General features: G+C 64.8%; 11 protein-coding genes. 3 read left to right on the top strand and 8 right to left on the bottom strand.

Annotated features, from left to right (window positions below; translation table 11 throughout):
• Positions 1-262: 262 nt before the first annotated feature.
• The 6 genes from eccCa to ACZ4S3_RS03435 form a co-directional block, all read right to left on the bottom strand.
• Complete coding sequence (eccCa, locus tag ACZ4S3_RS03460; RefSeq protein ID WP_467925135.1) at positions 263-4246, bottom strand: type VII secretion protein EccCa; 3984 nt, start codon at positions 4244-4246, stop codon at positions 263-265.
• 10 nt (positions 4247-4256) lie between these two features.
• Positions 4257-5489, bottom strand: a complete 1233-nt coding sequence (mycP, locus tag ACZ4S3_RS03455) for a type VII secretion-associated serine protease mycosin (RefSeq protein WP_467925133.1) — start codon at positions 5487-5489, stop codon at positions 4257-4259.
• Between the two features lie 1677 nt (positions 5490-7166).
• Positions 7167-7475, bottom strand: a complete 309-nt coding sequence (locus ACZ4S3_RS03450) for a hypothetical protein (RefSeq protein ID WP_467925131.1) — start codon at positions 7473-7475, stop codon at positions 7167-7169.
• A gap of 290 nt (positions 7476-7765) precedes the next feature.
• Positions 7766-8872: a hypothetical protein gene (locus ACZ4S3_RS03445; protein ID WP_467925129.1), complete on the bottom strand. Its 1107-nt coding sequence runs from the start codon at positions 8870-8872 to the stop codon at positions 7766-7768.
• A gap of 2 nt (positions 8873-8874) precedes the next feature.
• Complete coding sequence (locus ACZ4S3_RS03440) at positions 8875-11061, bottom strand: DUF6571 family protein (RefSeq protein ID WP_467925127.1); 2187 nt, start codon at positions 11059-11061, stop codon at positions 8875-8877.
• A gap of 2 nt (positions 11062-11063) precedes the next feature.
• Positions 11064-11561, bottom strand: coding sequence for a hypothetical protein (locus tag ACZ4S3_RS03435; protein WP_467925125.1), 498 nt, complete (start codon positions 11559-11561; stop codon positions 11064-11066).
• A gap of 915 nt (positions 11562-12476) precedes the next feature.
• Between ACZ4S3_RS03435 and ACZ4S3_RS03430 the strand changes: the two genes are divergently transcribed.
• The 3 genes from ACZ4S3_RS03430 (at position 12477) to ACZ4S3_RS03420 (ending at position 17617) form a co-directional block, all read left to right on the top strand.
• Positions 12477-13382: a phosphotransferase enzyme family protein gene (locus ACZ4S3_RS03430; RefSeq protein ID WP_467925123.1), complete on the top strand. Its 906-nt coding sequence runs from the start codon at positions 12477-12479 to the stop codon at positions 13380-13382.
• Positions 13357-14841 carry a hypothetical protein gene (locus tag ACZ4S3_RS03425; protein ID WP_467925121.1) on the top strand — a complete coding sequence of 495 codons (1485 nt, stop codon included), beginning with the start codon at positions 13357-13359 and terminating at the stop codon, positions 14839-14841. Before ACZ4S3_RS03430 ends, ACZ4S3_RS03425 begins: the two co-directional genes overlap by 26 nt.
• A gap of 640 nt (positions 14842-15481) precedes the next feature.
• Positions 15482-17617, top strand: coding sequence for an AIPR family protein (locus tag ACZ4S3_RS03420; RefSeq protein WP_467925119.1), 2136 nt, complete (start codon positions 15482-15484; stop codon positions 17615-17617).
• A gap of 217 nt (positions 17618-17834) precedes the next feature.
• Here ACZ4S3_RS03420 and ACZ4S3_RS03415 read toward each other — a convergent pair whose 3' ends face one another.
• Positions 17835-19475: a protein kinase domain-containing protein gene (locus ACZ4S3_RS03415; RefSeq protein ID WP_467925117.1), complete on the bottom strand. Its 1641-nt coding sequence runs from the start codon at positions 19473-19475 to the stop codon at positions 17835-17837.
• Positions 19476-19513: 38 nt separating this feature from the next.
• Complete coding sequence (locus ACZ4S3_RS03410; protein WP_467925115.1) at positions 19514-22729, bottom strand: type I restriction endonuclease subunit R; 3216 nt, start codon at positions 22727-22729, stop codon at positions 19514-19516.
• Between the last annotated feature and the right edge of the window lie 72 nt (positions 22730-22801).

The following is a 22801-nucleotide window of genomic DNA, read 5'->3' as shown; positions in this document are numbered from 1 at the left end:
CGTCAGCGGGTTGTGACCATACGGTCACGATCCGCTGCTTTGCGTGATATTCCAGCTCAAGGCCGAAGTCGGCGTAGAGCGGTGCTCTATCTTCGGGGTCGGCGGCTTGGATCCGGTCGGACATGTTTCCGAGGGTCTTGATCATGTGCTGGATCTGTTCCTCGGTGAGGACTTCCTGCTGAGTGTCTGCTGCTGTGGTGAGCTGTTGACGGGCGGCGGTCTGCTCGTTCTGGGCGGCGGTGATCCAGCGGGCCCGCCTCACTCAGTTGGGGGCAGACCAGCCAGTTTGGATGATGCGGGGACGTTGTCGGGGAGTGAGGAGCTGGGCCCGCCCGGGTGGCAGGGCCACAGCTCCCGTGTTTGCTATCAGCGGTCCTTCGTCGGGGTCTCCGGACAGGATGATGCCCGTCGCTCCGAGTTCTTTGAGTCGTCGGGTGACCGGGTCGAAGGACGTGCGGGCCGCGCCGGCGGTGCTGCGGGCGACGATCACACGGAGGCCGATGTCGTCGGCATAGGGGAGATGTTCGGCGAGGGCTTCGAGGGGGTTGCCGGAGGGCAGGGCGACGAGGTCGTAGTCGTCGATGATGACGAAGATTTGAGGGCCGTGCCACCAGCTGCGGCCGCGCATCTGCTCAGCGGTGATCTCCTCGGTGGGCATCCGGGCCTCAAGAAGCGGGACGAGGCGGTTGAGGCCCTCTTCGAGGGACGGGGCTGCGGGCGCATAGTGCAGCACGTGGTCCTCGGGAAGTTGACCATGCAGGGCTCGCCGGTAATCGCCGACGATCGCCAGGGCTTCGTGGGGCTGATGGCGTTCGGCGATGCGTTGGGCGAGCAGGCGGAGGAGCGTCGTTTTCCCCGACTCGCTTTCGCCGTAGATGACGAGGAGCGGGGCGTTGTCGAAGGTGACGTACGCCGGGGTGAAGGACACCTCGTCGAGGCCTATGGCGAAGCCGAGGTCAGGCGTTTCGCTTGCCTTGGGGAGGGCGTCGGCTTGCAGGCGGTCGGGGAGCAGGCGTACTGGTGGGCATACCGGGCCGGACCAGTTGGCCGCGATAGCTGTGATCAGGTCGGCGGGGTTCGAGACGTCGCCTGACTCGTCGGGTGTGGGGCCTATGCCTTCGGATTGGGGGAGGGCGGTGACATAGTGCAGTCCGCCCCGGGCGAGGCCGTGCCCCGGACGGTTTGTGGGGACGTTGCGTGCGCGTTTGCGATCGTGCTCGGAATCCAGCGGATCGGCCATCCGCAGTTCCAGGCGGGTGCCGAGGTGGTCTTTGAGTGCCGGGCGGATCTCGTTGTATCGGCCGGCGGTGAGGACGAGGTGTATGCCGAAGGCGAGCCCGCGCATGGCCATCGCCTCGATGTCAGGGATCAGCTGTTCGTGCTCCCGTTTGAAGGTGCTCCAGCCGTCGACCAGCAGGAAGACGTCTCCCCACAGATGGTCGGGGTAATGCCCTACGGCACGCCGTCCGCGGTAGGTCCGGATGGAGTCGATGTGGCGGGCTCGGAAGAAATCCTCCCGTTCGTCGAGGATCTCTCGTATCTCGGCGATGGTCCGCCGTACCTTGGCCGCCTCCAGCCGGGATGCGACGCCCCCGACGTGCGGGAGATCCGCGAGAGACGAGAGGCTGCCGCCGCCGAAGTCCAGGCAGTAAAACTGCACTTCGCGGGCGGTGTGCGTCAGCGCGAAAGACGTGACCAAGGTCCGCAGCAGGGTTGACTTTCCGGAACGCGGACCGCCGATGACTGCGGCGTGTCCGTGTGAGCCGGAAAAGTCGAAGGTGAGGATTTCGCGGCGCTGCTCGAAGGGGATGTCTGCGATGCCGAGCGGAACGACCAGCGACATCTCCCGCCACTCGGCAGAGTGCAGACCACGTTCGGAGGTGACCGTGAGAGCTGGGAGTAGGCCGCTGAGGGAAGGTGATTCTTCCAGCGGGGGCAGCCAGACCTGCTGTGCCGGCGGCCCCTGATCTCTCAGACGCTGCACCAAAAGGTCCAGTACGGAAGGGTCGGCCGTGTCATCTTGCCGGGGCTCGTCATCGGGCGGGACAGACGCGCCGGAATCGACAAGAACGGACTCAGCGGTGAACAACACAGGCGAAAGCTCTCCGCGACATCCGGGGGTCGTTGTGAGCCGGGGACGGTGCGGCCCGGAGACGTATGCGGCCTTGAATTGCGTCGGGGATTCTGTGCCGTGGCTCAGGAGCCCGGCTCCGGGAACGTTGGGCAGATAGAACGCTTCGGGGGAGCCGAGGGCGATCCGTGACTCTTCGGCGGAGAAGGTCCGCATAACGAGTCGGTAGGAAAGGTAGGTGTCCAAGCCTCGCATGCGTCCTTCTTCCACACGCTGTGAGGCCAGCAGCAGATGTACGCCGAGGGAGCGGCCGATGCGTCCGATCTGCAGGAACGTGTCGATGAATTCGGGTCTGGCCGCCAGCAGTTCGCTGAACTCGTCCAGGACGATCAGCAACGTCGGCAGCGGATGCAGTGGTGACCCTGCTGATCGAGCCTTCTCATAGGCGCCGATATTTGCGAAGTTGCCGCTTGCCCGGAGCAGTTTCTGGCGACGGAGAAGTTCGCCGGCAAGAGCGTCCTCCATACGGTCGACGAGGGTGAGGTCTTCGGCGAGATTGCTGATGAACGCGGCTACGTGCGGCAGGTTGGCCAGTCCGGCGAAAGCCGCTCCACCCTTGAAGTCGGCCAGGATGAAATTCAGCGTCTCAGAACTGTGGGTTGACGCGAGGCCGAGGACCAGCGTGCGCAACAGCTCGGACTTGCCGGATCCCGTGGCGCCGACGCACAGACCGTGCGGCCCCATTCCGCCCTGGGAGGCCTCCTTGAGGTCGAGGACGATGGGTTTGCCGTCCGCGTCGACTCCGATCGGGACCCGCAAGCGGTCGTGCGGGACTCGCTGCGACGAGGGCAGTTCGAAAGTTGTCGGATCGTCGATGCCCATCAGGTCGGTGAAATCGAGACTTCCCAGCAGCGGGTCTTCGTCCTCGTCGTCAATGATCCGCAGAGGGGAGAGGGCACGTGCGACTGCCGTGGCTTCTATTGCGGTCAGGGCATCCGGAATGCCGGTGTAGACGGAGCCGACATTGGAGATGAGATGGAGCGAATTGGGCCCGACGGCCAGACCTGGTCGCCGATCCAGCCCATCGGACCCACCTCCGCGCCCAGGGCGCCGCTGCTCGGAGTCGATCCTCGATTCGAGCTCTATGACGGTCACGCCCAGAAAGCCGTCCCGGTCGAACGGCCAGAGAAATGGCGTCGCGGGATCGGGGTCCAGAAGGATCACCACGTGCGGTCGGTCGAGCAGGGGCTGGGCGTCCGGTTCCCAGGAGGGACGCCGGGAGAGATCCCCGGAGAGCCCCTGTTCGAGGGCGCCGATCGAGGAATAGACCAGCAGTCGAAAGCCGCCCAGGTTGCCGGCGCTTCCGTGCCGGGCCGCGCGGGCGTGCGGCAGCCACTTGATCCAATCCCACTCCGGTGCCGCCCCTGGACCTGCGACGACCGCGATCCACAGGTCGTCCGGCGAGTGCAGCGCCGCCAGTTGGCAGACCACGGTCCGAGCGGCCGCCTGGACGGTGTCGGCGTCACCCCGGATCGTCAACCGCGGGAACGCCCGCAAAGACAGCGCCAGGGGAAGCCCTTCGAGGTACTCGTACGCCTCGACGAAGTGCCGCAGCGCATGGCCGGAGAGCGGCTCCCACTCCTCGGCAGGCTCGGCCTTCGGCACCACGAGCCGAGTAGCCAAGATCTGCGGCCCCAGACCGACACGCACTTGCCCGAAATCATCGTCACCGGGACGCCGCTCCCACAGCCTCTTGCGTCCCGCGATCACCGCCCACAGCTGTCCTGGCTCGGGGAATATGCGACATTCGGCCAGACGCTGCGAGTGCGCAGTCTCCCGAACCTGTTCCCGGGTACGCGCCAGGTATTTCAGGTAGTCCCGACGCGCGTGGTGCATGCCTACCGCGGGGCCGCGCCTAGCGCGGACAATCTGCGCCAACCCCATGGCCACAGCGGAGACGGCCGTGACAGCGCCCATGACCTTCATGAATGGTGGTGAGCCGGGCCAGAAGAAATAGGCCGCGCTGCTGCCCATTCCCATCATAGGCAGCAGCATCAAAAGAACGGATTCGGCCTTGCGCTCGGGCAGCGTGGGCGGCGCCTTCAGCTGCAGCTCCCCATTGGGGTACACAGGGGGCGTCGCGCGCGGAGGGCGCTTGATGGTGACGGTTGCCAACGGTCCCCGTTTACTGCCGGAATGGAGGGCCGGGCGGATGTTCGCCCCACGGTGACGGCGGCGGCACGACGGGGCGCCTACGCCGGACAATGACCACCGTCAGTACGGTCAGGAGCGCCAGTACGGTTACGCCGACGAAACCCCAGACGACGTACGCCGAAAGGTCCTTGGCGGAAGATTTGGCCGGATCAGCCGGGTCAGCAGGGCTAGGCGCTGCGGGTGAAGAAGCCGATGGGGTCGGCAACGGGCCGTTCTTCGAGCCTGCGGGGATGTCCTCGGTCAGGGCACGGTACGGGCGGATGACGCCGTAGCCGTAGTACTTGTCGGGAAGCTTCGCATCGCTCACTGAAGCCGGCAGCTTTGCAGTCTTCACCAGACGGTTGGCGATCTGTCCGGCTGTGAGGTTCGGGAACTTCGAGCGGAGGAGGGCAGCGGCGGCCGAGACATAAGCGGTGGCCCCGGATGTGCCGTCACCTACCTGGTACTCGTGGTCCAGGCCCGCGTTATACGTGGCAACCCCAGGAGCCGCGAGCAAGGTGTTCGATCCGTAGTTCGACATCTTCCAGATCTGACCTGATGAATCGACGCCACCCACCGAGATCACCCCGGGATAGCTCGCAGGAAAGCGGGGGGTTCCAGCGCCATCATTCCCGGCTCCGGCGACCAACACGGCGTCCTTCTGCCGCGCATACCGGACAGCGTCCTCCAACCCTGGGATATCGACGGGGGAGGCCACGGAAATATTGATAACTGACGCCCCGTGGTCAACCGCGTAGCGAATACCCTGCGAGAGCGGGGAGTCCTGACCGCCCTTCCCGATTCCGAGGTTATCGTCCGTCGTCACACGCAGAGGCAGAATCCGTGCCGCCGGAGCCAACCCCTTGATGCCTGCCTGACCGCCTGGGCCATGGCCATGACCAGCTATCAGAGAGGCCATCCCGGTGCCGTGAGAGCTCTCCGCTTCACGGTCGGCACGCCCGTGGTACTTAAGGAAGTTCTTACCGGACAGCACACTGCCGGCAAGGTCGGGGTGTGTTCCGTCGACGCCGGTATCGACGACGGCGACGGTCACCCCCCGACCTGCCGACACCTTCGCCGCCGCATCCGCATCGAGCGACGACAAGGCCCATTGGTGATCGCGAATGGAATCAGCCGCAGCCGGAGCCACCCCCCAAGGCACGACGCTGACCATGCACAACAGCGCAGTTCCACCGGCCGCTCTCATCCATCGCTTGAACGTCACGTTCTGCCGCTTCCTTCCGAACTATCCGACCGTGCCTCACGGTTGGGCTCGTCCGGCACGTCAGCGCCGCTGATCTCATCAGAGGACGCGCCGACGACCCCCGGAACAACATCACGCTGTGATGCCCAGGTCTCCTCGTCCTCAATCAAATAATCGGGACGTGAAGACCGCCGCCGCTCCTTCTCGTCCCGCCCAGACCGCCCGACGGGCGTCACGCCCATCGGGCCCCGAGTACGAGAGCCGCCCTCCGGACCGCTCTGCAGGGATCCGCCACGGCTGCGATGCAGGCCAGAGCCACCTTGAGCGCCCCGTCCCGGCATTCCGGGATTGGCCGGCTCTCCGACAACGCCGCCGGGGCGTCGCGCCAGCCCTCCTTGACGCCCACGGCTGGCGGAATTCCCAGAGCCACCCGGGCCGAGGGCACCACCGATCGGCGGACGCCCTGCCTGACCTTGCTGTCCGGGGGCACCTGGCACTCCGAGCCCTCTCGAGCCCCCGCGTCCGCCAGGAGGCGTGTTCCCAACTCCAGGTGTGGCGGGACGCGAAACTCTTCCGCCGCTCGTGCCACGCCCGCCAACCGTGGGCCAGCCGCCAGGGGGCATCCCCAGGCCACCAGGCCCCGAACCGGGATTGCCGACGGGCCCTCCGACGACCTGCCCACCTGGACCAGTGGCAGGAGGGGGCGTGGGTGTGGGCACGCCACCACGCACACCATCCAACGCAGTACCAGCGCGCGGCGCTTTCGGCATCGGCTGATGTGTCTCACCTCGGGAGGTATCTTGGCCAGCCGTCCCTCCCGTCTGCGTCGCGTTCGGCGAGCGCAAATCACCCTGCGGTGCAGCTCTCCCTGCCGTACCGCGGCCACCCACTGAGGAACTCGGTCTCGCCTTCTGTGGCCCCACCAGAGGCTGAGAGCCACTAGCGGGCGCGGTCGGCAGCGGAACAAGCACACCCGGCGAAGAGACGGGTTTATTCTTCTCAACAACAGGCTGGTCCTGCAGCAGATTCGCCTTGGCGTTGTACGAAGCCCCCAGCTTCTCCATGTAATTGGCTGCCTGCAAGGCGATCTCCCGCCCGCGCGACAGCTCGTCTGCATGCTTCGCTCGCGCCTTGTCAGCACTCATTCCGTTGGCAATGTCGCGATTCAGCCCACTGTCGTCGCGGCCGCCGCCGCTCAACCAATCCCCTACGCGGTCCACGCCGTCCTTGGCGGCCGAGAAAATTGACGTGCCGATGTCTCCGCTTTCTTTCTCGCTCTCGGTGTCCTGTAGTTGGGTGACGGCGCGCTTGGTGTCTCGCAGATCGATTGCTGCGGCCTTCAGGGTGTGTGACGTGTTCTTCGCATACAGGGAGCAGCTCTTGAGGCTCGCACTCAAGGTCTTCGCCCGCTTGGCGAAAGCATCCGCGGCGGCCCCGTGCCAGTACTCCAGGACATCTGCCACAGCCTTGTCCAGCAGATCTCGCACACAGCCGTCCGGTGCCTCGCCGGACAGCTGGTCATGCACGTACATCCAGTGATCGGCTATTTCATCGACCTTGCCCGGCTGCGCGTCACGCACCATAGCCTTCAGCGATTCAAGCGTATGGCTTGAAAAGTGGGTCTCCCCGCCCCCGCGGACCATCTTTCATTCCTCCCCGTTGTACCGACTCGCGTGCGCATGCTTCAGGAAATTCACCTCACCGCAAGGACTCGCGGACCTCGTCCTCACGGCTGTGGTATCCCACTTCAACGATCCTCGTGTTCTCGCTGACCTCTTGGATCATCTTCTTCAACTCGGCGACCGCATCGGCAATGTTCCGCTTCATGCCGCCGTGCGCGGCCCGGAGTCCAGCTTCCTGAGTGAAGCCCTGCCCGAGGTATCCCTCAGGCAGCTCAGTCTTGTACTCCGCAGCTGTCCCGACCCCATCCATGGCGTCCACAAGCGCGTTGAGTCGCGTGATCACCTGTTGCAGTGCGCTCAGATCGACTCGATATTCCTCGGCCATCTGTAACTCCCCTCCCCCGATGTTGCGCTAAGAGCTGTGCAAGGTGCTGACGTCACACAGCAGACCCATGTAACCGTCCATTAGAACACCCGGTCAACCGGCTTCTTGGTCGTGACCAAGGCGCCGTGTATCTGTCCGGAATGCGTCGGTGACCTGGCTGATTGGCAACTCTGGGTATGAGCCCAGCCCGCCTGATACACCCGACAGGAGCAGAATCGCGCATATGCGAACGAGCGCGACTTCGTCTTGTCCGCTGGAGCAGGGATCGGTACCGCGCTGATCAGTTGCTCTCACGGCACTTTGAGAGCGGTACAGCCGTGACGCTTGGCGGACCTGGTCGCGAATTCCTTGAGCGCGACCTGTGCCATCTTCACATTCATCTTCGAGTAGTGAATCTCGTCCGGAGGCTGGGTCGCAACGTACAACGCCCGGCCGCCGGAAGGGCACTCGGCGGATGCCCAGAGCGTACTTTCCTTTTGTCCGGTGGGCTTATCCCGGGAGATTTCATCGCCATAGTCGGGCTGCTCCGGAAGCGCCGAAGCGAAGGGTCCGTAGAAAGCGCTGAGGCGATAGGAGGGGCCCGAGTTGGGGCTGAAATAGCAATTCTCGATAGGGGTCTTGAGGTCCGTGACACTTTCACGAATAGCTGTCTCGATGCCCGCGCAGGTCCCTCGAGCCTTACCCGATATTATCGAGTGTGCAGTGTTCGCCGGCACGTGGGCGATGGCGCTCCCGGGCTTGATGCTGCATCCCCATGCTTTAGCTGCATTCTGTGCCGTCTTCACAGTCGTGCGGGCAAAACGCGCCCGTTGAGTGGATCCGTTCATGGAACGCATGGCCATTCCCCGAACGGTGACAATCAGTGAGGAATGCTGCGGATCGCTGCGGCGATTTGTGCAGGGCATGTTAACCGTGGCGACGAGATCTTCCTTCGAGCCCGCATCATCCATCACGCCTTCCCACCCGTGGCCTAGCGGGATCGCCATTCCCGCATCACCGTATGCTGGGAAGCCGCCGAAGTCGTGAAGAGCTCCCGCCGCGTCAGAGTTCCAGTCCAGTGCTACGGATAGCCATGCACGGGCGTCGGGGTCACGTACAGAGCACTTGTGGAGCTGACCTGCGCGTGGGTTACTGCCCTGATCTGCTTCGATGTCGCGCCCGCGAAGACGGTCAACGCCTAGCAGTTCCTTGACCTCCGAGGTGTCAACGCTGCCCCTGCAAGTGTCGGCCAGGCTCCGGCCGTCTCGCCAACGGTCATACGCCCCACTGAAGTAGAAGATACCGGGCACCCCTACCACGAAGACGATGCCTGCGGCGATCAGCCGCCGCTTGCGACTCCGTCGGACAATTCGAAGATCGGGGTCCCCGATGCGGCGGTGATCCGTGGTGTCAGCCATCATCAGTTGTTGTTCTTTCCTCGTCCAAGAACATCTTGCACGTCGGTACGACCATCCTCGTAAATCCCCTGCAGTTGTTGCTGGACGAAGTTCACGTGCGGCGTATCCGGCTCAATTCCTCGGCTCTCGTAGAGTTTGGCAACCATCGCATTGATGCTGGCTTTCCCGCCCTTGCTCGCTTCTCCGTTGAGCGTGTTGTCCGCAATCTCCTCGGCGGCACGCGCATCGGTGGCAGCATCCATCTGCTCTTGCCAGGCGGCAGCACCCGCATCCGTGACGCGAACCGCTATGTCGCCAACGACAGGAATTTTGGTAACGCTCCCCGCAGTCACGTGATAGCCGGCCTTCGCTATCCACCACTTATGGTCAGAGCGCCCTTCGTCACGGTGGTCGAGGATGACGTCGCCTTGGATGGCGTCGATGGCGCCCGTAGCCTTAGCCGCGTCAGTCATCAACTCCTTGGCGGTCTCTGCGCTCGCCCCATGCCTTAGATCAGCCAACTGCTCTGCCGTGTGAACGGTTTGCGCCTCTTGGAGTACGTGGTAGGCCTCAGGATCATCCGACGCCCCACGCATGACCCGGATCAGTGAGTTCCTGTCAACGGCCATGCGCACATGGCCCGTCTCCTTGTCGGACCACACCCCCGAGGCCTTCTCGCCATCGTGTTCCGCTGATCCGTCGTTGACGCCCGAGAGGATGTCTTGTGTGTCGGAGACGTAGTCGCCAAGGGCATGGGCAATGGGACGTTGCATGCCGTCGGGCAGCGTCTCTTCCTTGGAGCCACCGTCGAGCATGTTGATGCTGTCACGCATGATCCTGGCTTGCGAATAAGTGTGCTCACGCACCCCATCCTCCTGCCCTGGCTGATGCCCCGTGGATCCGGCTTCGATGGCCAGTGCCAGCGAACCCTGACCGGTCTTCTTGTCGAAGCCGTCCTCCACCCATTCCCGGCCGTCCACGAGATACTTGAGATTGCCGTTTTCGCGCGGATCTCCGGGGTCAAGGAAGCCGGTAGCAGCTTCGGGATTCTTGCTCAGCGCATCCATGTAGCCCGTCATCGGGTCGCTTCCCGGACCGTCTCCGGAGTAGTCGATCCGTGACATTGTGGTGTCCGGAGCCCACAACTGCCCGGGAGTCAACGGTTCTCTGGCCTTCTCGTAGCTTACGAGGCCTCGACCGTAGTGATGGAGGAAGTCTGTGTCGTAGCTGCCGCTTCGGATGAGGCTGCTCATCAGCTGGTAGCCCTTGGCATTCGGACCGCCGGCGTCGCCCGGATCTATGGTTTGCGGGCCGAGCGCCAGCATCTTCTCTTTCCAGCCGTCCATTGCCATGCTGTCACTCTGGGTGGCCATGCCGATGGTGGTGCCCAGTCCCGACTGCAGCTTCTTGAGGGCGGCGTTGCGTTCGTGCCCTAGCGAGGCCGGTCCGGTCGCCTCACGCCAGAACTCCAACACTCCCTCGGGGCCCATGGACAGAGCAAACTTCTCCGCGAACACCATGTCATTCTTGCGCTTCGACAGGATGGTTCCCAAGCGCTCCAGGTCGGCGTTGGACAGATCGTCGCCGCCCTTCTTGGCAAGCCTGAGGGCCTCAGCGAAGTCCTTCTGAGCACCTCGTGCCGCATCCAAAGACGTGTAGACCTGCTTGTTGAACGAGTCGTCGTTCTTGCCGTTGGAGTCCTGGCGCATCGCCCAGTTCGCGGCTTCGTCCGCTTCGGTGGCTTCCCGCAGTACCTTCGCGATGCGGTGCTTCATTGCATCGACGGCTGCCTGGCGCTCTTCCTCGTACTTAGGGAGGTCATACCAGCCCGAAAGGCCGTCGGGCTGGGCCTTGACGTCGGTGACTGTGCCATCGCCCGCCACCTTGAGGTGCTCTGACGGCGCTTCCTCATCGAGGATCCGGCGGAGCTTCTTCTGCGCACTGCTGAACTCCGCATGCACATCCCGAAGCAGCGCCGCGATGGCCTGCGCCTCTACTGCCGCCGCTTCGTACTGTTGTTTGATCTTGGCGAGCGATGCTTGCGCTTCTTCAGCGGCGTTACCCGACCACCCGGACTGCAAGGGCTTGGTGACCCGAGCCTGGAAGAGCTCTTGCAGCCCCTGGTACTTCTTCGGCAGCAGCTTCCACTCGTCCGCTGCGGCCTGGAGCTTGCCGAGATCAGCATGGACGAGGGCAGAAAATGTAACCATAATCAGCTCCTCCCGCCGCCGAGCGAGTCCATCCTGGCCTTCTCGGTGCGATCGGCATCCGTGTACAACACGCTTGAGTTGTGGAGCTTGCTGGAGGCATCCGACAGCATCACACTGAGGTGGCCGGCCCCGTCTCCCCATCGCCTACGCAGGCTGTCCAGCCCAACGGCGGACTGCCAGCCATCGAGCGCACTCGCCGATGCATCAAAGATTCCGTCCACGGCCTTCTGATCGACCTTGTCCGTGTCGGTGCGCAGATCCACCAGCGCGGCAGATGCCTTGGTCAGAACGGCTGTTACCACCGATGTCTGCTGGCCCCCGTGCCCTGCTCCTCCACCGCCCTTACCGCCGGCAGAGTTGAGCTCCATCGTCACGTTCTGCCGCTTGGCCACATCGGTCAGCGATCCGTCCGCGTTGTAGCGGAACGGATTGAGTCGACGGTCCCAATCCTGGTCGTACGTCACGCACTTCCCCCCGTAGCGGTGCAGGTAGATGATCACTGTAATCGCACCGCAGAAGGAGCCTAAGGCGTCAAGTGCACCGGATCAATTAACTCAGCGGTCTGTTTCAGCACCGGCTCTGACCTGCTCGGATGTAGGTGGGGAGCATAGGTGACCAATTGCCGAACGACCCCCAATCCGCCCGGGGCTGCGAACGTCACACGAACGGCGTCGGCCACAGCGCACCGGCTGATGAGCCACTGAGCGAACGGGAACGAGGACGCACGCGTCCGGGATGACTCTCCTACCTCTTCGCGTGCATCGATCGCAGTCCAGGGCAGCAGCTGACAACCGTATTCGTCTGCTCGGATCTACACAGGCCTGGGATGGTTCTCATGCGTTGAGGCGAGGAGTGCCAGAGGCGAATCGATCCAGCTGCGTCCGCCACGGTTCAACAGCGCGCTACCTCTCGGCGATGGAAGTCGAGTCCTCGCTCCATCCGGCGAACCGTTGGTACATGCCGAGGGCGGGCCTCCTGCCACCGGGGCAAGACCGGAGTCCCACGTCCGCCGCGCTGGCCGCATCTTGATCTCGGTCAACCTCGCGCTGCGGTCGGCTGCACCCGCCCCCGGCCTGGAAGGCGAAGACGCCGTCCAGGCGGGATGCGGATCGCGATCGTCGGCGACTGCACCAAGCGTCGCCGCGCCATGGACCTTCCCCACCCGACTGGTGCCGCCGCGAGCGCTCACCACGCGCTGCTCGTCGGTGCCGACGGCGGCCGCACACGACCTCGACCCGCGCTCGACGGGCACTGGCGGCGCCCACGACGGCCCCATCCTGCGCACTGCCGTTCTACGCGCCTGGCTCACCGGAAATGAGCGCATGCTCCTCTCTGGCTTTCCCCATACCAGCGTCAACTACCTCGTCGCATATCGCCCTTGACAGGGCAGAGCCGTGGCCGTGAGGCTGTTGCGGATGGATGCTGTCGTGAAGCACGAGGGGTTAACGCAAGCGAGCGCAGCTCGAGCTTTGGCGTTGGCATGCAGCCAAGTGGGCCTGCACTCCGAGCAGGCCGAACTACTGCGACTGGGCGAGAACGCGATTTATGCGCTGCCGTCTGAGGGAGTCGCGGTTCGGGTAGCCCGGGCCGATACCGAAGACATCAAGGAGAAGGTCGTCAAGGAGCTGGCGGTCTCGCGTTGGCTCGCTTCCCACGACTTCCCGGCAGTCCGGCCCCTCGACGAGCTACCGCAGTTGGTCCGGGCAGCGGGCAGGCTCGTTACGTTCTGGGAGCACGTACCACCGAGCCAGGTCGAGCCCTCTCTGGTGGATCTCGCCGGCCTACTGCGTGACCTCCACGCATTGCCCGGCCCTGACTTCGCTCTCCCCAGCCTCGATCCCTTCCCCATCATGCGGCGCCGTCTCGCGCTTGCCCAAGGCATCGAACAACAGGACGTGGACTTCCTCACCGAAGCGTGCGACCGCAGCGAAGCAGCCTTCCGCAGCACCATGGCCGAGGACACTGGGGGCCCGATCCACGGCGATGCCCACCGGGGGAACCTGCTGGCACGTGGCAGCCAGGTACTCCTCATCGACTACGAAGCCGTCGCGATCGGTCCCCGTGCCTGGGATCTCATTCCGACCGCGACTGCCGTCGACAGGTTCGGCCTGTCGGCCACCGACTACGCCACCTTCTGCCGAACCTACGACTGGGATGTCACTGGCTGGCACGGATACGAGTCGCTTCGTACGGTGCGGGAGCTGGGTATGACCACCTGGCTGATGCAGAACGCCCATTCCGGACCAGCAGCGGCAGAATTCGCCATCCGCATGGACTCTCTACGGAAGGAAGACCGTGAGCGGCGCTGGCACGCACTCTGACGGCGAGAGCGCGTTACCGTTCGACCCCTACGCCTCCCGAGAGACCCTCCGCCTGACAACCGTCTATTCGACCTCCTGGACCTATGACCCGGCCAAGGTCGGCCAGGCTGCGGGGCGCCCAGGAGACGTGCTGAACCTGGGACGGCTGGCGAGGTACTACAACACATCCGACCAGCAACTACCGCGGGTCCTCAGACGTGAAGTCCTCGACTGCTCCAGTCTTACCTGTCAGCGCTGGCGCGCCGGGGCACCGGTCTCGGCGCAGCTGTGGCATTTCGTTGTTCCCTCGGGTCAGGTAGTTGTCACCCTGACCTTGGATGTACCCGGAACTCTCATCGAGGCCATCCCGCTGCTTGAGGACCTCTACTACGCCACTATCACCTGTGCAGGGCTGCCGCTCGAGCAGCTTGCGGCGGACCGGATCGGCTGCACCCCGAACGGTGAGGGGACGGTTCCAGGATTTCTCCCCGAACGGCACCAACTGGCCTTCCGCAGCGTCGACACCCCGGATCACGCTCCGGACGACGACATGGTCCAGCGCGTCATCTACCGCACTGACCTGCCCTACCGCACCGAACACAGCTCGATCCGCTACCCCGCTGAACTCAATCGGCGCCCTACCACCACGGGCGCGCTCGGCCCGTACGTGAGCCTCATCTGCGGCCACCAGGACTACATCGAGAACTGTGTCCTGCTGTCCGCTGTGCAAGCCGTGGCCTCCGCAGCCCGCCTCCGCGAGATCCGCGCAGTCGCCTACACCTACGTGCAACGGTTCCGGCACCGCGCCATCGGTCAAGACGGTGCACACGACCGACGCACCAAACTGGAAGACATCTCCGACGGACTGAGCCAACTCGAAGTTGAACTCAGCTACAGCGTCGAGGCCGGCGGAGAAATCGGCACGCTCGTCCCCGCCCTACGCGTCGAGAGCTTCCACCAGGAACTGTTCGCCGCCATAGGAATCACCGAACGCGCAGCCACCATCGGACAGATGCTCAATCGCCTGAGCAACGCCATCGCCGCGGAGCTGACCTCCGTCGAAAGCATGGAGCAGCGAGCTGCCGACCGCCGCCGCGTCCGCACCGTCGTCGCCGTCACCTTCGTCACCACCGTCAGCGGAACCCTCGGCCTGCTCTTCGGCTTCTTCGGCATCAACGCCCGCCAAGTCGACGGACGCCGATCCATGTTCGACGACCACTACACCCCGATCTACGCGCTGATCGTCACCATCCTCCTCTGCGCTTTCGCAATCTTCGCTGGCATGCGTCTCCAGGAACGCTGGGAAGAGCGCCGCAACCGAAGCAGAACACGCACCTGGGAAAGCACACACCGCCTCCTCGCCCGCGAAGCCGGCACCATCGTCCTCGACCCCGCAACACCGCCCTCTCCGCCCCAGCATCTCCCTGGCTCCCGCGACCCGGGGGCCGGAACCCAGCCCTCACGCATCACGGTCCGCTGACGCAACTGCCGGTCACCCTGGCCGGTGCAGTTGCACCCCGTCCGGGGCGAGGATCCTGAGCTGGCACCATCCCCGCGGGTGCGGGGAGCAGAGCTGGAGCGCAGACGAAGATATCCGGCCAGGGAGCGGCTGGACAGGTACACATCGGTGCTGTGAGCGAGGGCCAGTCGCCGCTGGGCGCCCAACGCCTCGGCAAGTAGCCGTCCCACGGTGGCCCGGCGCGCCGTCTCGCCGGCGTCACCACCTGGGACGGGACACCGGGATGCTCGATCCTGACCCAGGGCAGGCATTCCCACAGGTCAGCGAACCACAGGGCTGGTGCCCGAGCGGAGAGTTCATCTTCTCCTCGGACACCCGCAGGAGCCTACTTCGGTGGGGTTCTTTGTGATTCTGAAGGGTGGCATGATCAACAACCTGGCGAGTCCGCGGGCCGCACCACGATGACAGGCCGAGTCCGCCGCCCGTGGTGGAGGCGGCGCACCGAGGTCCGTCCTCCCTGAGCGTCCGTACCAGCTTCACCACGACTGGTTGCCGAAGCAGGAGCCGATGTCTGCGGAGGAGCCAGCGAGGAAGAGACAGGCGAGGATAACCTTGGTTAGCGCGGCCATCAGGGTACGTGAGCGGGCGGAGAGAGCTGGCTGTGGGCAATACGGGGCGGGGACCCATCAAGACGACGACGCTAGAGCTGCACCAGATCCGTGAGGCGTTGATCCGGGGATACCGGGGACTCATCGACGAGAGCGACCTCCAGCGGAATTCTGAGGTGGAGCGGGATCGGGCGTTTCTTTCCCGAGCGGTTGCTGCGACTGCTATTCGCCGGGTAACAGGCTGGGATCACAAGGCATGTGCGGATGCCGTGATCGACGGTAGCCGGGACAACGGCATCGACGCTGTTGCCGTGACCGACGGCGCTCAAGTCTGGCTCGTCCAGGCGAAGTGGAAGGACTCGGGTACGGCCGGTTTTGACACCCACGCCGCACGTGCCTTCATCGACGGGTTGGGCCTGCTGGAACAGCGCCGGTTCGATCTGTTCAATGACAAGTTGCTGCCCTTCGCCGCCCGGTTGGATTCGGCTCTGACGGACACTCGACTCAAGATCACCCTGGTGATCGCGGTCGTCGGCAACGACCCGCTCCACGCTGATACGGAAGCGGTCCTGGAACGGGCGGCCGATGACCATTTCGGTCTCGGGCCGATGCTGGACTACCGGCTCATGGGGGCGGCTGAGCTGCTCCAGCAGCTGAAGAATGACCGCGCTCCGGAGCCGGTCGACATCACTGTCCGCATGCCTCAGTGGATCAAGAGGGACATGCCGTTCGTGGCCTATCAGGGGTCGGTCGCGGCTTCCGAGGTCGCGCAGTGGTACGAAGACCATGGGGATCGCCTCTATGACGAGAACATCCGCAAGTCCTTGGGGCTCACACGAATCAACTCCGGCATCCAGACCACCCTCAGCGAAGAACCGGACAACTTCTGGTACTTCAACAACGGCATCACCATTCTGTGTGACGAGATCGAGCCCAACTGGCCGGGGAGGCGACGCCCAGATGAGACGGTCGAGTTGCGGCTGAGTCGCGCTAGCGTCGTCAACGGGGCTCAGACGGTGACCGAGATCCACAAAGCGAGGGAATTGACCCCGGATACTGTTGATGACGCCGATGTCACCGTCAAGGTCATCTCCCTCGGAGGCGATCGAGGGCGGTACGCAGCTCGAATCACGGAGACCACGAACACCCAGAACGACGTGTCCCAACGGGATTTCGTGGCCCTGGACAATGCCCAAGAGTTGATCCGCGAGGACTTCGACCTCTCACTGCAGAAGTTGTACGTCTTCAAGCGTGGGGAAGCTGATCCCGCTCCGGAATCCGGATGCTCCGTGGTACACGCGGCGATCGCCCTGGCCTGCGCCCATCGGACTCCCGAGCTCACCGTGCGCGCCAAGCGGGACACGGACCTCTTGTGGGAGCGGGGCAGGAGTGGGGCCTATCCGCGGCTGTTCGGCGAAATCCCGAGTGCGTTTCGGATATGGCGCAGCGTATGCATCCACCGGGCCGTGGGTGAGGCGCTCGACGCATTGCGCAAGCGTGTGTACGGACGGGCCGCGGATGCGGCTCAGCGAGGTGACCTGCTGGTCGCCCACCTGGTGTTCCAGCTTCTCGACATCGACGACATCGACGAACCGGGGTACAACCTGGCGGTGGCGGTCGCGGCGGTGCCCGGCCTGACCGGGGCCGTACTCTCGTGGCTGATCCACCATGTCGATGCGAGGTTCGGCCCTACATCGTTCCTTACGAGTACGTTCACCAACGAGACCAAATGCCGCGAGCTTGCCCGCCTCGTCCTGCCAGATGTGCGCAGTGGCCGACCTGTACCAGAGCTCCCCGAGAACTACCAGCCACCCGCTCAGAAGAGTCGGAGGGCGAGGCGTCCCGACACGGTCCCAACTTTGATCAATGCAGGACTGCTTGCGGACAGTACTCCGCTTACGTACATCCCGGGCAATGTTCCCGAGGCTCGTGCCGTGAAGGAATGGATCGCAGCCGACTCCCGCAGGGTGCAGGCGACCTGGCAGAACGACCGCAGCAAGCCGCTTCTCTGGGCGTACGATGGTCAGTTGTATTCCGCCAACAAGTTGGTCCTGCGTATCTGGGAACTTGCCGGATGGGACGAGGCCCCGACGTCGGTGCAGGCGCCGGCGCGCTGGACTCCGGACGGCAAGCGGAATCTGTACGAGCTGGCCACCGAGTGGCTCGACAGCCAGAACGACGAGGACTGACCGGATGAGTTACGGCGTAGGGCCGGCATCGGTGTCCAGCTCGACCCAAACCGCTTTCCCGATGCGGGGGCGCGGCTGCGTCCCCCCATGGGCAACCACGGCCGCGACAAGGAGGAGGCCCTGGCCCGATCCGCTGTCCGGCGTCGGGTACGCGGCGGAGCACTGAGCGGTCGTACGGGTGGTAGGGACCGCATCCGGGCGGTCCCTACCACGCCGCTTACTCGAACCGCCCCAGCCGCTCGATAAATCCGTCGATGTCAGCGAGCTCCGGAGCCTGCGGCCCGCGATAGCGTCGCGTCGCGTCGCGAAGGTTGATCGCGGCGGCCCGTGCCTGCGAGAACCGCTCCGATCCCGCCTCCAGGCGCATGATCTGGGCGAGCGCTTCCAGATGAAGATCGACGGCATCCTCGTCGCCCTCGTCCGGGCCGTCCTGCGCATATGCAGTGAAGGCCGTGACGGCAGCGGTGGTCTCGCCGAGTTCCATGCGGCACTCGGCCTCGTAATAGAGGCACCGCCGCACCTCGACGTCGTCCGAGCCGAACCGTCGGCCGAACCCCTTCGCGGCCTCCTGGAAGAGGCCGAGTGCCTCGCTGTGCGCCCCGGCGAGGAATTTCACGTGCGCGAGGGACAGGGTCAGATCGTCCACCAGAGCGTTGTCCGTGGCTCTTGCCAGTGCATCCGTCAGTACATCGGCTGCCTGGGTGAACTGCTTCTGGCTGACGAGTTCCGACGCGCGCTCGGCGGCTTCCTCGGCCTCGGCATCGCTCAGGGGCAGTACGCCGGGGCCCGCCGCAGCCTGGGTGTCCAGCACGGTCGGCGTGTAAGCCCTCGCTCGGCCGCGCCCGCGGCGGACCGATCCGCCGAACGGGCGGGTGAAGGGCGTACACGGATCTAGTTCGAGCCCGCTGGCGGCGACCAGAGGCGAAGTGCCGGCCGGGGCCCCCTGAGAGGCCAGTGGCAGCAAGGCCTCGTAGACCGTTGCCGCCGACATCCGGTCTTCGGGGTCCTTCTTCATCATGCCCAGCAGCAGTCGCTCGATGACGCCGGGTACGTCCGGGCGCAGCTCACCGACGGCCGGGGCGTCGGTGTTCACCTGGTGCCAGGTGACGGACTTGCCGTCGGATTCGGTGAAAGGCGTGTGGCCGGTGAGCAGTTGATAGATCACGCAGGCGAGTGCGTAGATGTCGGCGGCCGGGCCGACCGCGTTGGCCAGGCTCTGCTCGGGGGACATGTAGGCGGGGGTGCCCACGGTCATCCCGGGCTGGGTCAGATGGGGGTTCGATCCCGAACCGAGCAGGGCCGCGACACCGAAGTCGAGCACCTTCACCACCCCGCCCGGGGTGAGCATCAGGTTGGCCGGCTTGATGTCGCGGTGTACGACGTCGTGGCGGTGGACTTCGTCCAGGGCGGAGGCGATCTGTGCTCCGATGGCCGCTGCCCAAGCAAGTGGCAGCGGCTCGTAGTCGTAGTCCGTCTCGTCGATGAGGGTTTGGAGCTCGCGCCCCCTAAGCAGTTGCATCACCACGTACAACCGCCCGCTCGCCTCGTCGAATCCGGTGTCGTAGACCGCCGGGATACCGGGGTGCTCATGGAGTCCGGCGGTCGTACGCACTTCACGAAGGAAGCGTCGGCGCCGGGTCTCCATCGCCTCATGGTGGGCGGCATTCCGGACGACGTACGCGTGCGGCTGCTCGTCGATCATCATCTTGACGGCGACGCGGCGGTCCAGGCTCTCGTCGTATGCCTGCCAGACCTCGCCCATGCCGCCCGCGCCGATGAGCGTGTTCAGCCGATACCGCCCGGCCAGCGCTCTCTCGAACCGCCCCGCGTCCTGGGCCGGTGCCGTGTCGTCCCCCATGCCGCACCCCTCTCCCTCGTGCTGATCGTCAGTGCAGATTACGGTGCAGGAGGTCCGGCAGGCCCGGTGGGCTTCGATCCACGGCTCTTCAACTCCGCCGCCCGTTCGGCAGTTGCCTGCCGGTCGGCCTCGCGGCGGGCCGGTCGCCGGATCAAGTTGTACGACTGGGCTGTCGCAACCCGCCTGAAGAGGCGGTTCACCTTGTCGTCGTCGAAGTAGCGGACCATCAGCGCGTCATTGGACTGCGCCTGCTTGATCACGAAGTCGTCCATGTCCTTCGCGAGTTCCCGGCCGTAGGTCTCCTCATCCTGGGCCAGGGCCATCTCCTGCATGTCCGTGTTCTCTGCGATCGTCACGACGAGCTGCCCGAGCAAGATCTGGTCTGCGGTGGACAGTTCCGCGCCGAGCTCATCGTTGATGGACTGGATGACCTCGGCGAGTGACTTTTCCTCAACCTCCACCGCCGCACCTGCGGCCTGGGCGACCAGACCCGGCAGCACCTGGGCTCCGACCGCCTCCAGTTTCAGCTCTGGGGTTCCGGTCTGCTTGACCAGCATGTGGCTGGGCACCGTCTCGCCTATGTCGGCGGCCGCGGTACCGTCGGGACGCGGAAGCCGGCGCAGCAGGAACCGCCCGTACTGGAACAATCGTTCGAGCTCCAAGTTCTCGAAGCCGATGATGTGCGAGAGCCAGCCGTACGCCTTGACGTACGACTCCAGGGCCCGGCGGAACTCCTCGGCCTTTTCCGGCTCCTGGGCCGCGAGACCGTTGAAGCGGTCCACGGCCGGGGCCGTGTAGTGGTAGAGCCGCGCGTGCGCCTTCTCGACCTGGTCCTCTGTGGCGCGGCCGTCGTCGAAGGCTGCGAAGTACGCCTTGACCAGCGCGTCCATCTCGGCTTCCACGAGCAGCTGGTAGCCCATGACCTCGTCCTGCCGGTCGAACAGCAGGTTGGGGTCGGTCGGCTCGGTCAGAGACGTCCCGTAGTAGGCCTGGAAAGCGTCCTTGATGACCTCGAACTTGTTGGCGAAGTCAAGGACGAACAGGTCTTCCTGGGATTTCAGCGGGTGTGTCCGGTTCAGGCGGGACAGTGTCTGTACGGCTGCGACGTTGGCGAGCGGTTTGTCCACGTACATCGTCGTCAGTAGCGGTTGGTCGAAGCCTGTCTGGTACTTCTCCGCGACGACGAGGATGCGGTACTCGGGCTTCGGTACGGACGGCGGGTTCGAGTCGTCGGCGCGCACGTACCCGAACCGGGCTGGTAGTTCCTTCTCCGGGAAGCCGTTGAGCTTGGACTCGGTGTACTCGACCTCATCAACTGTCAGTGCACCGGAGAACGCGACCAGCGGGGTGCAGTCCGTGGCGCCCCGCTCGTCCACGTACTTGCGGATCGCGAGGAAGAGCTGGATCGCATGCTCGCGGCTAGGCGTGACGACCATGGCCTTGGCCCGGCCACCGAGGCTGCCCGCGCTGTGGGAGCGGAAGTGATCGACCATGATCTTCGCCCGCTGCGCCAGCGATGCCTCGGACAGCAGCGCCGCACGCACAAGCTTGGAGCGCGCCTTGCGCGGGTCCACTTGCTGCTCGACCTGCTCAGCCGCTTCGTTGCGAAGTTTGAAGTAGGTGCCATACGTGATGAAGGTGTCCAGCACGTTGAGGATGAAGCCCTCGTCGACGGCCTGGCGCATCGAGTACACGTGGAAGGGGCCCGGTTGGCCGGTGACCGGGTCGGGCGTACCAAAGAGTTCGAGCGTCTTAGGCTTGGGGGTGGCCGTGAACGCGAAGAAAGACATGTTCGGCTGTTGCCCGCGCGCCAGGGCCTCGGCGGTCAGTGGGTCGCCGTCCGCGTCCACAGCCTTGGAGCCGAGGGCCTTCTTCAGCGCTGCGGAGCCGTCGCCGCCCTGCGAGGAGTGCGCCTCATCGATGATCACCGCATAGCGGAGCTTCCCGAGCCCGCCGACCTTTTTCAGGATGAACGGGAACTTCTGCAGGGTAGTGATGACGACCCGCGCGGTGGACCCAGTTAGCGCTTCGGCGAGCTGGGTGGAGTCTTCGTCGATGCGTCGTACGACACCGGGCGTGTGGGTGAACTGGAAGATGGTGTCCTGGAGTTGTTTGTCCAGGACTCGGCGGTCGGTGATGACGATGACCTTGTCGAAGACCGGCTCATTGGGTTCGGCGCCCTTCGCCCGGATGGTCTCGCCGAGTTGTGCCGGATCCTCCGGGGTGTGCAGGGACGACAGGCGGTGGGCGAGCCAGGCGATGGTGTTGGACTTGCCCGAACCGGCCGAGTGCTGGACAAGGTAGTTCTCCCCGGCCCCGTGCCGGGTCGCGTGGTCGGTGAGCTGCTGTACGGCATGCCACTGGTGGTAGCGGGGGAAGATCAACGGCTGGTTGTGCGCACTGCCGGGACGGTGCGAAGGGGACTTGCCGGCCTTTGCCTGCTTGTCCTCGACGTGCAGGTAACGCTCCAGCAGCTCAAGCCAGTTGTCTCGGTTCCAGATCTGCTTCCAGAGGTATGAGACTGGGTACGTGCCGTCCTGTTCGTCCGTGGTCTGCAGGTTGCCCGCACCGCCGGTGACACCGGGGCCACCGGAGCCGGTGTTGAACGGCAGGAAGCGGGTCTTCTTCCCGGCCAGGCGGGTGGTGAGGAATGCCAGGGTCGGGTCCACCGCGAAGTGCACGAGCGTGCGTTTGGCGAAGAACAGCTCCTTCGGATCGCGATCGGTGCGGTACTGGCGGATGGCGTCCTCGACGCTCTGCGGGTGTTCCGTGAGGTGGTTCTTCAGCTCGACAGAGGCGGTGGGGATTCCGTTCACGAACAGCGCCATGTCGACGGACTTGGCAGGTGTCTTCGTCGAATAGTGAAACTGCCGTACGAAGGTGAGTTGGTTGGCGTTGTACTCGTCCAGGGCATCGGCGGCGAGTGTGTGAGCGGGCCGGAAGTATGCGAGCTGGATTTTCACGTTGCGGTCGTTTACCCCGCGTCGGAGGACGTCGAGTACGCCGCGGGCGTCGATCTGCTGCGCCACGCGCTTGGCGAACCTCACGATCGAGGCCCCCTCGTCCTCGCCGTACTCGGCCTGGAGCCGAAGCCAGGCGTCCTTCTGTGAGGCGCGCAGGAAGGCGGCCAAATCGGCAGTCTCAATGCCGAGTTCATGCTTGTACTCTTTGGCTAGGCCCGGCTTCCATCTTTGCGCGAGGAGCCCAGCCTCGACGGCGTTCTCGAACGCTCCCTCGGTGTCTACGCGCGCCATGGGAATCAGGCTCCTCGCTTTTCCGGACTGGAGGTTACGGGCGTCACGGACGGATGGTGCCGAGTCACCGCG

This window comes from Streptomyces sp. NPDC028368, from assembly GCF_055565615.1.
Note: the sequence above shows the minus strand (reverse complement) of the source record. Positions and strands in the feature narration are given on the sequence as shown.

Coding starts and splice junctions, on each gene's coding strand:
- ACZ4S3_RS03450 (WP_467925131.1), bottom strand. CDS start 7,475: ATGGCCGAGGAATATCGAGTCGATCTGAGCGCACTGCAACAGGTGATC.
- ACZ4S3_RS03445 (WP_467925129.1), bottom strand. CDS start 8,872: ATGGCTGACACCACGGATCACCGCCGCATCGGGGACCCCGATCTTCGA.
- ACZ4S3_RS03440 (WP_467925127.1), bottom strand. CDS start 11,061: ATGGTTACATTTTCTGCCCTCGTCCATGCTGATCTCGGCAAGCTCCAG.
- ACZ4S3_RS03430 (WP_467925123.1), top strand. CDS start 12,477: ATGGATGCTGTCGTGAAGCACGAGGGGTTAACGCAAGCGAGCGCAGCT.
- ACZ4S3_RS03415 (WP_467925117.1), bottom strand. CDS start 19,475: ATGGGGGACGACACGGCACCGGCCCAGGACGCGGGGCGGTTCGAGAGA.
- ACZ4S3_RS03410 (WP_467925115.1), bottom strand. CDS start 22,729: ATGGCGCGCGTAGACACCGAGGGAGCGTTCGAGAACGCCGTCGAGGCT.